General features: G+C 67.2%; 11 protein-coding genes. 5 read left to right on the forward strand and 6 right to left on the reverse strand.

The genetic code is table 11. The features are described 5' to 3' along the window. Positions 1 to 101 precede the first annotated feature (101 nt). The 3 genes from H7A86_RS00220 to H7A86_RS00230 form a co-directional block, all read right to left on the reverse strand. Positions 102 to 932 carry a S1 family peptidase gene (locus H7A86_RS00220; protein WP_119130031.1) on the reverse strand — a complete coding sequence of 277 codons (831 nt, stop codon included), beginning with the start codon at positions 930 to 932 and terminating at the stop codon, positions 102 to 104. Between the two features lie 481 nt (positions 933 to 1,413). Further along, positions 1,414 to 2,784: a ribonuclease H-like domain-containing protein gene (locus H7A86_RS00225; RefSeq protein WP_119130576.1), complete on the reverse strand. Its 1,371-nt coding sequence runs from the start codon at positions 2,782 to 2,784 to the stop codon at positions 1,414 to 1,416. Between the two features lie 341 nt (positions 2,785 to 3,125). After that, on the reverse strand, positions 3,126 to 5,621 hold the full coding sequence (locus H7A86_RS00230) for a DEAD/DEAH box helicase (protein ID WP_180707976.1): 2,496 nt from the start codon (positions 5,619 to 5,621) through the stop codon (positions 3,126 to 3,128). 173 nt (positions 5,622 to 5,794) lie between these two features. Here H7A86_RS00230 and trhA point away from each other — a divergent pair, with 173 nt between their 5' ends. The 3 genes from trhA (at position 5,795) to H7A86_RS00245 (ending at position 7,069) form a co-directional block, all read left to right on the forward strand. Next, a complete protein-coding gene (gene trhA, locus H7A86_RS00235; RefSeq protein WP_119130032.1) occupies positions 5,795 to 6,457 on the forward strand; it encodes a PAQR family membrane homeostasis protein TrhA in 663 nt (220 codons plus the stop codon). A 67-nt stretch (positions 6,458 to 6,524) separates the two neighbouring features. After that, complete coding sequence (locus H7A86_RS00240; RefSeq protein ID WP_104585948.1) at positions 6,525 to 6,782, forward strand: type II toxin-antitoxin system Phd/YefM family antitoxin; 258 nt, start codon at positions 6,525 to 6,527, stop codon at positions 6,780 to 6,782. Beyond that, entirely contained in the window at positions 6,770 to 7,069 is a 300-nt protein-coding gene (locus H7A86_RS00245; RefSeq protein WP_104585946.1) for a type II toxin-antitoxin system RelE/ParE family toxin, read from the forward strand. Before H7A86_RS00240 ends, H7A86_RS00245 begins: the two co-directional genes overlap by 13 nt. Before the next feature lie 12 nt (positions 7,070 to 7,081). Here H7A86_RS00245 and H7A86_RS00250 read toward each other — a convergent pair whose 3' ends face one another. Then, positions 7,082 to 7,600, reverse strand: a complete 519-nt coding sequence (locus H7A86_RS00250; RefSeq protein ID WP_232099154.1) for a hypothetical protein — start codon at positions 7,598 to 7,600, stop codon at positions 7,082 to 7,084. 196 nt (positions 7,601 to 7,796) lie between these two features. Beyond that, on the reverse strand, positions 7,797 to 8,879 hold the full coding sequence (locus H7A86_RS00255) for an ATP-grasp fold amidoligase family protein (protein ID WP_425509763.1): 1,083 nt from the start codon (positions 8,877 to 8,879) through the stop codon (positions 7,797 to 7,799). Between the two features lie 355 nt (positions 8,880 to 9,234). Between H7A86_RS00255 and H7A86_RS00260 the strand changes: the two genes are divergently transcribed. Both H7A86_RS00260 and H7A86_RS00265 read left to right on the forward strand, forming a co-directional pair. Further along, the gene (locus H7A86_RS00260; protein WP_119130034.1) at positions 9,235 to 9,879 is read left to right on the forward strand and encodes a glutathione S-transferase family protein; all 645 of its coding nucleotides are present in this window, start codon (positions 9,235 to 9,237) and stop codon (positions 9,877 to 9,879) included. Between the two features lie 149 nt (positions 9,880 to 10,028). Beyond that, positions 10,029 to 10,736, forward strand: coding sequence for a hypothetical protein (locus H7A86_RS00265; RefSeq protein ID WP_119130035.1), 708 nt, complete (start codon positions 10,029 to 10,031; stop codon positions 10,734 to 10,736). Positions 10,737 to 10,883: 147 nt separating this feature from the next. On the opposite strand, the gene H7A86_RS00270 is transcribed toward H7A86_RS00265, so the two are convergent. Next, a complete protein-coding gene (locus tag H7A86_RS00270) occupies positions 10,884 to 12,965 on the reverse strand; it encodes a M13 family metallopeptidase (RefSeq protein WP_119130036.1) in 2,082 nt (693 codons plus the stop codon). Positions 12,966 to 13,028: the final 63 nt, after the last annotated feature.

The following is a 13,028-nucleotide window of genomic DNA, read 5'->3' on the forward strand; positions in this document are numbered from 1 at the left end:
AGAGGTTGTGATCATGCGCGCTGGCCCGGTGGCGCATGTGAAGGCAGGCCGCTTCGTCGCTATGGTTTCTTCCTGGCACGCGCTAGGGGCAGCCGCGTTGGCTAGTTCCCCGCACAGAAGGCTCCATCTGCCGCGCACATCACGCCATCGATCCAGCTGACATATCGCGAGATGCGCACGTTGTAGACCATTTGCCCATAAAAGCCAGCCTCTAGCGCGTGTTCCGGAACTGCCGTGATCCACGATCCCAGCCCGATGAGCCGCCAAGTGCCCTGACCTTGCACAACGACGGGGCCGCCGCTGTCACCGCTTCCCAACACACCTTCGAGTGGCAGGCCTTGTGTGGGGGGATCGAATCGATACCAGAGATAGCGGTCGTTGGCGCCAGTAATGGCGTTGTACGCCCGCCTCAGCGCGCCACGATGTGGAGAGTTGGGAATCTGCCCTTCAATGCCATCGCCGGTTGCCCCCTTTCCTACAAACATGGCGACTTCCGTGACCTCATCGCTGTCTCGATAGAGAGCGACCGGTGCAACCTGCTCAACAGGCGCATCCAACGCGATCAACGCGATGTCATCCGAACCTGCCAGAAAGGCGTGAATCCTGGACGGATCGCCCGACTTCAACGCGTCTTGGCCCAATGCGTCGGGCATGTGTTTGTAGCCAGGATGGACGAATACCCGAGCAACTTTGTAGGCGTTCCCGTTGATGGCTACCTCCGCATCCATGCCTTCCATGGGAGCCGCGTGTGCGGCGGTGACGACCCACTTCGGCGCGATGAGCACGCCATGCCCTTCGCCTGGCATGTCCGCCAGCGCCGGAAACGCTGATTGATCGATGCGATATTCTGAGTCGTCAACATCGGCGCGGATGACAACCCCCTTCGCCGCGAACGAAAGGGTGAGCAAAGCGACAAACAGCCAGCGTTTCATGTATCCGCACTTCCCTGTAGGTCTTGATCTGAGGCCTATCTGCAACGCGTTTGCAAATCCCGCCACACGATAGCTGAGCAGGCTCGAGATAGGGCACGCGATCCGACGAAGTGGGCTGGGGGACGACGAAGTGCAGGAAACGATGCCTGAAGCCGATAGCAATAGCAGTCGTTAACTCCGCCGCACAGTCCAAGGAAGCCCGGCGCCTCATGCGCGAGGCGATCGCACAGGGGCTGGCCACGCAGATCGAGGGCTGATCACGGCAAGCCGCGGCGCGGCGCAGCATGTTTCCCGTCGCCAACGCGGCCGTCTTTTCCGATGGCATTGCCGCAGCAGTACCGGCTCCGGGCACACCGCGCGCTCGGCTGGGCGTCGCTCTCACGTGCGCACTGCAAGGCGGTCGGGAGCGCTCCATGGTGCATCCAGCATCGCAATCACCGGCCGATGCTGCGCTGATTGCGCGACCGATCGCGCATCGACCTCAGGGCGCGTCCATCAACGGAACCACCTCGCGGTCCTGTGCCTCCACCGCCACCAGGCGCTGCAGCAGCAGCGACAAGGTCACCACGTCCTGGTGGTTGTGCTCGGCCACGCGGCGCAGGTTGCGCGCGCTGCCGCCGCGCAGGTAGCTCAGCCATGCCGCCGGGGCTTCGGAGCCGGGCAGGTCGTCCTCGCGCACCACGCGCAGCAGTTGCCGTTCGATGGTGGCCAGCTTGCAGTTCTCCCAGGTGCCGCGATACCGCCGGCGTGTGGGGAACAGCAGGTCCACATGGTCCAGCGCGGAGATCGGGTCGCCGCGGCGCGCCAGCCGGTAGCGCGTCTTCAACAACGGCGCGTCGTAGCAGCGCCCGTTGTAGCTGGACAGCACCGTCTGCGGCGACAGCCAGCTGCGGAACAGGTCCAGCATCGCGCTTTCGGCCGCCATCGTGGACATCATCAGCTGGCGCACGCGCAGCCCGCTGCCCTGCGCAGCGTCGATGTGCCAATCGGCCACGCCGATCATGAAGGCGCGCGTGCCGGTGCCGCCGGCCAGGCCGGTGGTCTCGGTGTCGAAGAACAGCAGGTCCATCGGGTCCACCGCGTCCTCGCGCTTGGCGAAGGCCAGCGACAGCGCCTGGTGCGGAATCGCCTGCGGCAGGAAGGCTTCGATCAGGTGCAGGCCGGGCGCGATCTCGTTGCCGGGCAGCTGCCGGTCGGTGGAGGCCGCACGCAGCGGTGCGTGCGTCGAGACCGCGCGCTCGCGCAGGCCGATCATCCGGCGCAGGCCGGCGATATCGGTACGTCGCTGCGGTGCCGGCAGTGATGTGGGTGCAGCCGGTGTCGCGCGCACAGCCGGCACGCGCGCGGCCGCATCGGCCGCCGCGCCTGCCGGCTTGTGGCGCACCTCGTGCTCCACCCAGGCAAACGCCGAGGTATCGCGCGCAGGCGGCGCCGCAAGCGGCGCCTGCAGGGCGCGGCGTGTCATCGCCGCTGCGGCGGGCTGGGGACGGGGCGCACGGACAGCCTCTGCGCTGCCGGGCTGCGCGCTTGGCGTAATCGCATCGCGCGGCAGGGCGCGTGACGCAGCCGCAGCCGCACCCGGTGCAGGCTGACGTTGTGCACGCGTGGGCATCACCGCATCGTCCCTGCGCGGTGCAGGCGTCAGCCCGCCGACCTGACGGCGTAGCAGGCGCAAACGTTCTGCGCTCACGCCAGGGTCGCTGCCAGGCACCGGTGCTGCCGGCGCACGCGTCGGTGCCGTTGCAGACATTTCACTTGCGGCACGCGTGCGCGCATCGCCCACAACAACTGCTTTACCAGATGTTCGTCCGACCACTGCGGAATGCATCTGTTGTGCAGGCGAAAGCATCATGCATTCGGTCGCGAACGCTGAGGTTTCATCGTCCACGCCGGTCTGCGCGATCGCCGGCGCATCGCAGGGCGAAGATGCACCACGACGCACCTCACGTGCGGCAATGTCGCTAGTAGGAGCAGGATCCACGACTGCGCGTGCCATCGCTGCATGCGGCGCAACAGGCGCGCCTGCATTGGAATGCAGTTGGGGCACTCCACCAAGAATTCCGGCATCCGCATCAACCACAGGCGCTGCCTGCGCGCCATGCGCTGCATCGCCGTCTGCAACCGCCACCGGCGCACGCACATCGGCATGCCCGGCCTGGCGCCGCAACAGCCGCAGCCGGTCCGCACTCACACTCATGCAAGCACGTCCAGCGCCAGGTCCTCATCCACCTGGGTGGCATGCCGCAACGGCGCATCGGCATCGAACAACAGCGCCAGCACGGTCAACGCCAGCGACTTGGGCGACTCGCCCTTGCCTTCCTCGTGCGCGGCGAGCACCGGGCCCACGCAGGCCGGGCAGCCGGCACTGCAATCGCACCGCCGCACCAGCTCGTCGGCGCGCTGCAGCAGCTCGGCCTGGCGCAGCCACAGCGGCTCGCTCAGGCCCACCCCGCCAGGAAAGTTGTCGTACAGGTAGACGGTGGGCACGAACGCCTGCTGCAACTCCACCGCGCCTTCTTCACCCTCGTCCACGCCACGCAGCTGCCCGCGCCCGGTCTGGTCGGCCAACGCAAACCACGCGCCGTCGCCATTGCCCACGGCCTTCTGCAGGTCGCGCGCATCGGCCATCACCGCCACCGTGGCCACCACGTGCAGTGCGTAGGCCGCACCCAGGAAACCATCCAGCGCGTCCTGCTTGGACGCAAACGCCTTGCCCAGGGTGGCCTGCGGCAGCTGCCACCACACCGCGGTGGTGTGCAGTTCCTGGTCGGGCAGATTGACCGGCCCGTAGCCGATGTTCTCGTGCGTGTAGTAGCGGATCTTCTTGTAGCCGGACACGCGCCGCACCACATGCACCTCGCCGTGATGCGAATCTCCGCGCCCGGCCACGCCGCCGTCGAAGCGGTCCAGCACCTTGAGCTTGGTGTAGTCGATGCTGTCGGTGTAGTAGTCCACGTGGGTGCGCGTGACATAGGCCTTGCGGCCTTCCCAGTCCAGCCGCTCCACCTGGTACGGCGTGCTCTGCACCATGTGGATGGCGCCTTCGTACAAGGTCAGTGCCGCGGCCGAATAATCCACCTCGGCAATGATCTGCTGCTTGCCGTCGCTCTTGTCCACCACCACGAAGTTGCCGTCGGCCACCGAGCGCAGGCTCACCGCATTGGCCGGGTAACTGTCGGCGATCCATTCCCAGCGGTCGCCTTCCTGGTGGATCACCTCGCTTTCGGCCAATGCTTCCAGGAACACCAGCGGGTCGATCGGCCCGAACGGTTCGCTGGCAATGAACGGCAGCTCGAACGCCGCGCAGCGGATATGGTCGAACAGGATCAGCGGCTGGTCCGGCGCGATGCGTGCGTGCTCGGGCGAGGCATCGGCGAAGAAATCCGGATGCCGCACCACGTACTGGTCCAGCGGTTGCGAGCTGGCCACCAGCACGCCCAGCGCCGGCTGCTGGCGCCGCCCGGCGCGGCCGAAGCGCTGCCAGGTCGCCGCCACGCTGCCGGGGTAGCCGTTGAGGATCACCACGTCCAGCGCGCCGATATCCACGCCCAGCTCCAGTGCCGAGGTGGAGACGATGCCGTCGATGTTGCCCGCGCGCATCGCGCGCTCCACCTCGCGCCGTTCGGTGGGCAGGTAGCCGCCGCGGTAGGCACGGATGCGTGGCGGCTTGCGCGGGTCGTGGTCGAAGATGTCTTTGAGGTATTTGGTCAGCACTTCCACCATCAGTCGCGTCTGCGCGAACACCAGTGTTTTGAGCCCGCTCTTGATCGCGATGCGCGCAATGCGGTTGCTCTGCGAGCGTGCCGACGCGCGCAGGCCCAGGTCGGCATTGACCACCGGCGGGTTCCACAGCAGCACGTGCTTGTCGCCAGTGGGCGCGCCGGACTCGGTGATCGCGTGCACCTGTTCTTCGATCAGGGCCTGCGCGTGCGCATGCGGGTTGCCGATGGTGGCCGAGCACAGGATGAACTGCGGGTTGGCACCGTAGAACGCGCAGATGCGTTTGAGCCGGCGCAGCACGTTGGTGACGTGGCTGCCGAACACCCCGCGGTAGGTGTGGATCTCGTCGATCACCACATAGCGCAGGTTCTCGAAGAACTGTGCCCACTTGGTGTGATGCGGCAGGATCGCCTGGTGCAGCATGTCCGGGTTGCTCACCACGATGTCGCCATGCAGGCGGATCGCCTGGCGCGCATCGCCGGGCGTATCGCCATCGAAGGTGAAGGCCTTCACCCCCAGCGCGCCGGCGCGGTTCAATTCCAGCAACTCGGCCACCTGGTCCTGTGCCAGCGCCTTGGTCGGGAACAGGTACAGCGCCTTGGCGCCGGAGGTCATCGCCGCGCTCACCACCGGCAACGTGTAGCACAGCGACTTGCCCGAGGCGGTGGGCGTCACGATCGCCACATGCTCGCCGCGCTGGGTGGCCGCCCAGGCGTCGGCCTGGTGGCTGTAGAGACGGTCGATGCCGCGCGCGCGCAAGGCGTCGGCCAGCGCGGCCGGCACATCGTCCGGGATCGGCGCATAGCGGCCCTCGCGGCCGGGCAGGGTGAAGCTGCCGGTGATGCGGTCGTGGTAACGCCGTTCCAGGCGCTGCGTGAGCAGTGCGCCATCGCGGCTGGGCCGGCCATCGGTGGTGGCCAGCGCGCGTTCGGCGGTTTCGGTGCGGGGAGCGAGGGCAAACGGAGGCATACGGCGGCTCCCAAAGAGGGGCATGAGACAGGGGAGGTGTCTCAGGGTATGAGACCGGGGCCAAACCGGCGAGCCTGTGTCACTGAGCGGATTCAGCAAGCCGGGTATTCTGTTGCCCCCGCCGCGTCACCGTTGCCTGCACGGCGTGGGCTCCCCCCTCTCGAAGAACCGCCGTGCCCGTTTCCCCCAGCATCACTGCCCCGCACTACAAAACCCGCTCCGCCCGCCGTGCCGACGTGATCGTGCATGCGGCCGGCTTGTTCCTGGCCATCGTCGGCGGTGCCTGGATGGTTTGGCGCGCCCACGCCAACCAGGCCATGCTGCTGGCCACCTGCGTGTACGCGCTGGGGCTGCTGGTGATGTTCGGCTGCTCGGCGGCCTACAACTTCGCCCCGCCGCAGCGCCAGCCGATGCTGCGCAAGTTCGACCACGCCGGCATCTTCGTGATGATCGCCGGCTCCTACACGCCGTTCCTGCTGGTCGCCCTGGACGGCACCTGGCGCTGGGCGATGATCCTGGGCGTGTGGGGCGTGGCCTTGTTCGGCGTGTTTGCCAAGCTGTTCCTGCCCGGCATCGCCAAGGGCTTCTGGGTGGCGATCTACCTGCTGCTGGGCTGGGCCGGCATCGTGGTGATCAAGCCGTTCGTCGCCGGCCTGGACAGCACCGTGCTCTGGCTGATTGCCGCCGGCGGCGCGTTCTACACCGTGGGCGTCACCTTCTACGTGCGCAAGTCGCTGGTCTACAACCGCGCCATCTGGCACGCCCACGTGCTGGGCGGCGCGCTGTCGCACTGGTGCGCCATCTGGTTGTGCCTGCGGCCGTTGGGTGGGGTGTAGCCAGGTCGGCCGCCTCGCCCGGCGCAGCCGACTTGCCTCACCCGGAGTGATACTTTAGTGTCACTCCATGCGCACAGAACTTGTCACCACGCTCAAGCGTCAGGCCACCGAACTCCTCGCTGATGTCGAGCGCGACAAGGAGCCGATCCTGATTACCCAGCATGGTCTGCCCAGCGCATATCTGGTCGATGTCACCAGCTATGAGCGCCTGCAGCAGCGGATGGCGATCCTCGAAGGTATCGCCCGTGGTGAAATGGCGGTAGCGGAAGGCCGCAGCCTGAGCCACGAGCAGGCCAAACAACGCCTGGCGCGATGGCTGAAATAGTCTGGTCGGAGCCGGCGGTGGCCGACCTGGACGCGATTGCCGACTACATTGCACTTGAGGACGCAGCCGCCGCAGCGGCACTGGTGAGACGGGTGGTTGCACATGTCGAGCAATTGGCCGAGCACCCGGAGAGCGGGAGCCGCCCGCAGGAGCTCAAGCGCTCCCGCTACCGTCAAATCGTCGAACCACCGTGCCGCGTGTTCTACCGTGTGGATGGGCAGCGCGTCGTCGTGGTTCACGTGATGCGCTCGGAGCGGTTACTCCGGAGAAATCGTCTTTCGCGCTGACAGCGCCCCCCCCTACAACTTGGTCTTCAACACCGCCTCGAAGGCCGCGTCCGGCGCGATGCTGTCGGACAGCACGATCACCGAATGCAGCGTGCCCCGGGCCTGTACGTTGTACTCGAAGCCCACCGGCGTGCCGCCGTGGCTGAACACCTCGATCTCGCTGTACTCGCCGAGCCGGCCTTCGTAACTTTCGCGCTCGAAGCCGTGCTCCTTGGCAAAGTTGCCGGCGGCGGTACGTGCGCCTTCCCACACCGCGTCCTCGTAGGTCATCGGCTGCAGCAGGCTGATCAGGTGCGTCGCGCAGTCGCTGGTGCTGGTCACGCCATAGCCATCGACCTCGCCCATCAGCGGGATCTTGTGCATGGTGCGCTTGGGCGTGGCGGTGACCGTGCAGCCAAGCTGCTGCAGCTCGGCAAGGGTGAAGTGCTCGGCTTCCGGGCGCGGCGCGCCGGGGGTGCCGGCGCCGGTACAGGCGCACAACGCGCCGAGCAGGCCGAGTGGGAGGCAGCGGTGTAGGCGAAGGTTCGGCAAGGGGGCGTCCATGCAAGCAAGGGGGCAAGTGCGGCACCGCGGTCGGCGGTGCGCCGGATGCGGGCGCATCGGCGGCCGTGGAGTATCCGCCGCTGCCGGCTGGCGCGCCAGGCGCGCTGTGGCCGGCCGCGTCGCGACGGCGCGGTGCACGTTTCCCTCACCCGCAGCCGCGTGGCGTGCCGCGGCCGTACTCACCTCACCGCGTCGGCACTCGCATGCGGATGCCGTCCGTCGCAAAGGACGGGTCCAGCCGCGCCCGCCGCTGCACCCACATGTCGCCCATCATCCGGTCCAGCCCGCGGTCCAGGCCGGTGACCAGCCCCGCACCCGGAGTGAAGGTCAGCTCGCCGAAGTAGATCTGCCCGCGCTGGATGTACCAGTCCACCCGCACGTAATCGACATCGCCCGCCAGCCGCTTGCTCAGTTCCAGCGCCTGTTCCAGCAGCGCCGGCGGGCTGGGCGGCGTGCGCCCGTCGTCGCGGATGCGGTGGAAGGCCGTGTGCAGGTTGTTCACGAAGAAGGTCATCGCCAGCTTGGGCGTGTCGAAGCGCCCATAGATCACCTGCAGCACATACTGAAAACTGCCGTCGGCCTGCCGGAACATGTGGAACTTGTAGTCCACCGGCACCTGCTGCGCATCGCCGATGTACTCCTCCACCAGGATCCGCGGCGGAATATCGCGGTAATGGATCTCGCGCACCATGTCGGAGAAGTCGGTGCGCAGCCACTGGCCGCAGCGCTCGATGATGCGCCGTTTCTGCACCGCGTCCGGCTCCTCGCGCACCACCTCCACCATCGCCGCGCCATGGTTGGCCTTGATCACGGTCTGCCGCCACTGCGGCAGGCGCAACAGCTCCTGCGGGTCGGTGCTGTCCAGCAGCAGCGGGATCAGGTGCGCCTCGCCGATCCTGGCCGCCACATACGGGCGCACCGCAAACTTGTCCGCCAGCCGCTGGTACAGCGGGTAATCGCCGTGCACGCACTTGCGGTAGAGGATCTTCTCGTTGAAGCACTTGGGCGCATACAGGTCCGGCAGCCGCCCGAACGTGTGCAGGTAATACAGCCGGTCCTGGTGCCGCCAGGGCAGGGTACGCAGCAGGCCACGCGCGCCTTTGCGCAGCAGGCGCCTGAGGCCCGGCATGTCCGAGGCCGGTGCGGGCAGCTGCGGTGCCGGGGCCGCGCAGCGCTCGTCGAACGAGGCCATCAACGGCGGCGGCATGGCCAACCATCCTTGCGCTGGCGCACCGCGCCCGCCCACCAACGGCGTGGTGAGCGCCAGCATGTTGTCGGTCATGTGGAAATCCTTGATCCGCTAATAAAGTGCGACACCAGTCACATTTTATTGTGACGTAGCGCACGATATACGGAAAAGGCGAGACCAGGGGAGCAATTTGTCTCAAACCGCCTGCCGGCCTGAATCAGGTCGCTTTCGTGCCCTGGCCGGCCGCCTCCAGCCAACGACCTGGCGCCGCAAGGGGATCCGGCGCCCGGCATGGCCCGGTCCGCTGCGCCGCCGGGCCAGGGGCGTGGCACCCTTCGGCCACCGGGCCGGCTACGGCATGGCCCGGTCCGCCCTTTGCACGCACCGGCGGCAACCGGCACCGTAGCCCGCTCACCTCAACGGAGCCGTCTGCATGACCATCACCATCACCGCCTTCGAACGCTCGCCCGACGGCGGCAAGGGCCTGGTGCGCGATCTGCGCGTGCGCTGGGCGCTGGAAGAGGTGGGCCAGCCCTACCAGGTGCGGCGGGTGCCCTTCGCCGCGCTGAAGCAACCCGCGCATCTGGCCCTGCACCCGTTCGGGCAGATCCCCACCTTCGAACAGGGCGCGCTGGTGCTGTTCGAAACCGGCGCCATCGTCCTGCACATCGCCGAGCGTTATCCCGGCCTGCTGCCGGCCGACCCCAACGCCCGCGCCCGTGCCATCGCCTGGATGTTTGCCGCGCTCAACACGGTGGAGCCGCCCAGCCTGGAGCTGGCCACCGCCACGCTGCTGGAAGCCGACAAACCCTGGACCGCAGAGCGCATGCCGCTGCTGCAAAAGCGCATCCGCCGGCGCCTGCAGCACCTCACCGCGCACCTGGGCAGCAACGCCTGGCTCGATGGCGACTTCAGCGTCGGCGACCTGCTGATGGCGTCGGTGCTGCTGCGCATCGGGCACTTCGGCCTGCTGGACGCCTTCCCCGAACTGCTGGCCTATGTCGCCCGCGCCGAACGCCGGCCGGCCTACCAACGCGCCTTTGCGGCGCAGTGGGCGATCAACGGGGCAGGTGCCTGAGCGAGGGGGCCAACGGCAGGAAGCTCGCTGCCCGCCCCCCTCGGGGCGGTGTCTGCTTCCCATGCCCACAGGCCCAGGCAAAGGCCGCAGTCGCATGGCGCGCCGACATCGCGCACCATGCCGCCGTCTTCAACGGAATGGAGTGACCCATGCGCACAACCCACGTCCTGGCCCTGGCCGCCCTGTGCAGTGCGCTCGCCGCCTGCAAAGACACAGGCCGGCCAGCGCCTACCGACCAAGCGTCAGCGGCTGCGCCTGCAGCGGCCGCAGCCACGGCAGGCCCCGGCGCAGCAGCGCCGTCGCCGGATCGAACAACCGCCCTCACCCAGGGCGTGAGCCAGCAGGCACGGCGCTACCTGTGCCCGCAGGGTCCGGGCGCGTGCAAGGCCAGTGGGCCATTGGTGGCCGACTCCGAGGCAGAAGCACAATGGCTGCTCACCCACGGCTACCCCACCGAGAGCGAGCGCGCACGCCTGGATACCTTGCAGCTGGACCAGCTCAAGGCAGCGTCGCAAGCAGGCAACCAGGCCGCCACGGTGGTCTACGGCATCAAGACCGCAGTTGCCGGCCGCTTCTCCGCCGGCATCGGCATCCTGCGGCGGGCCGCACTGGCCGGCAACCTCTACGCCTACTACGGCCTGTCGGAGGTGTACGCCAGCGACACGCAGCACAAGAACCTGGTCGACAGCCTGGCCTACCTGCGCCTGGCGTACCTGCTGGGAGATGGCAAAGCCGCGCGCGCCATCGCGGCGAAAGGGCTGAGCGGCGTCGAAAATGCCGTTGCCGACGAGCGCGCCGCAGCGCTCTACAAGACGTTTTCCAACTACCAGCGCCCGGCGCCCAGACCGCTCGACTAAGCGTGCAATGCGCGGCCCGAATGCACGGCCGTGCAGGAGGCACCGCCGGCGCAGCTGCAGCAGCCCGGCGCCTCACCGGGCACGGCCCGGCAGGCCGTCAACGCAGCACGGCGGCCTGCGCGGCCGCCGCACCGACCAACGCCCGCCTCACCAGACCTGCGCACGCTCCTGATCGGAGCGCACCATCGCATCGCCGGCCTGGCACGAGAACGCCTTGGCGTACTGCGGCATGTTGGACGGCCCGGCGTTGACGCGTACCACGCTGGGCGGATGCGGGTCGGCGTTGAGTGCCTTCACCTGTGCTTCTTCCCGGCGCGCACTGCGGTGCTTCCGCGCCCAGTTGATGAAGAAGCGCTGCTCGGGCGTATACCCATCGATGGCGACGTTGCGCTCGGGGTGCTGTTGCAGATCCAGCATCAACGCATCGTAGGCGGTGCCGACCCCGGTGAAGTCGGCGATGCTCTCGCCCAGCACCAGCTGCCCGTTGACGTGCAGGTTCGGGCGGTTCCTGAGCGGCACGTAGCTGCTCATCTGCTGCTTGATCCTGTCGGTGCGGGTGTCGAACGCGGCAACATCCGCGGGCAACCACCAATTGCGTGTGGCGCCGATGGCATCAAATTGCCTGCCCTCGTCATCGAAGGCATGGCTGATCTCGTGACCGATCATGGTGCCGATCCCGCCATAGTTGAGGCCATCGTCGGCAGTGGCACTGAACAACAGCGGCTGCAGGATCACCGCAGGAAAGAAGATGCTGTTCTGGCGCGGCGCGTAGAAGGCATTTACGGTCTGCGGCGCCACATCGTCCCAGCTCATCCGATCGGCCGGCTTGCCGATCCTGGCCATGTCGGCGCGGTGGTTGAAAGCGGTCGCACGTTCGATATTGTCGAGATAGGCGCCCTCTTCCAGCCGCAAGCCCGACCAATCCCGCCACCGGTCCGGATACCCGATCTTGGGAACGATGTTGGCCAGCTTGTCCAATGCCTTGGCCTTGGTCGGAGCGCTCAGCCAGTCGGCATGCGTGATGCGCAGCTTCATGGCGGCACGCACGTTTTCCACCAGCGCCAGCGCCTGCTGCTTGGAGGCAGGAGAGAAGTGGCGGGCCACATAGAGCTGGCCCATCGCCTCGGCGATCGTCGTGTTCAACGCATCGATCACCTGCTTCCAGCGTGGCGGCTGCACCTGCCGGCCCTCCAGCGTCTTGGCGTAAAACGCGAAATGGTTCTCCACGAACGGCTTGCTCAGGGCCGGTGCCGCATCGTCGATGGCGCGGAAGCGCAGGTAGGCTTTCCACTGCGCCACCGGCGCGCGCTGCAACTGCGCATCGAATGCCTTGAAGAACGCCAGCTGCGACAGCGCCAGGCCGCTTTCCCCTTCGACACCTTGCGCGGCCATGAAGCGGTCCCAGGCAAAATGCGGCGTCAGCGCATTGGCCTGTGCCGTGGTGAGCCAGTGGTAGGTGTTGCTGGGCTCGCGCATCTGGGCCGGCGTCAGCAGCGCGGCGGCCAGGCGGCTTTCCAGTTGCAGCACCTGCGCTGCCTGCACCGATGCCTGTGCGGCCGGTGTTCCCGCCAGCACGAACGACCGCGCGATATACGCCAGGTAGGCTTTGCGAATGCCGGCATATTGCGCATCGGCATAGTAATCCTTGGAGGGGAGCGTCATGCCTTCGACGTTGGCATAGGCCACCATCGTCGAAACGTCCTTTTCATCCGGGTGCGCAACAAACTGAAACAGCACCGTGGCGCCTTGGGCATGACGTTGGGTAATGAAGCCGGCAATGGCGCGCGCATCCTTCAGCGCATCGATCTCGGCGATCCGTTGCCGGATCGGCGCCGCGCCCAGGCGCTCGATGCCCGCCTCGTCCATGCCCGAGGCGTAGAACGTCCTGACCAGCTGCTCGATCGAACCGGCTGTCGGCTGCGACTGCAGCAACGCCTCTGCAATGGCGTGCTGATCCCGATAGGCGCGGTTGTAGAAATCAAACGAGGTACCAATGCCAACCTCGTTGTCAGGGATGCCTCTGGCAAGCGCCTTGCCGTTGGCAAAGGCATTCAGATCCTGGCAGGGGTCGGCAGCGGGATCCAGTTCGTTGATATCCAACGCCGGTGCAGCGGCAGTGGCCATCGGAACCGGCGCTGCAGGTTTGGCGTTGATTGCCTGCTCGCTGGCCTGCTTGCAACCGCTCAATGCCATGAAGGCCGCAAACGCGAGAAGGTTCCTGCTCAACATGGTCGTGGCAGCCGTACATGGGGGAGTGCAGCGAGCTTAGTCGAGCGCTTGGCGCAGGCTGCG

It is taken from the genome of Xanthomonas euroxanthea, from assembly GCF_903989455.1.
Taxonomy (GTDB): Bacteria; Pseudomonadota; Gammaproteobacteria; order Xanthomonadales; family Xanthomonadaceae; genus Xanthomonas; species Xanthomonas euroxanthea.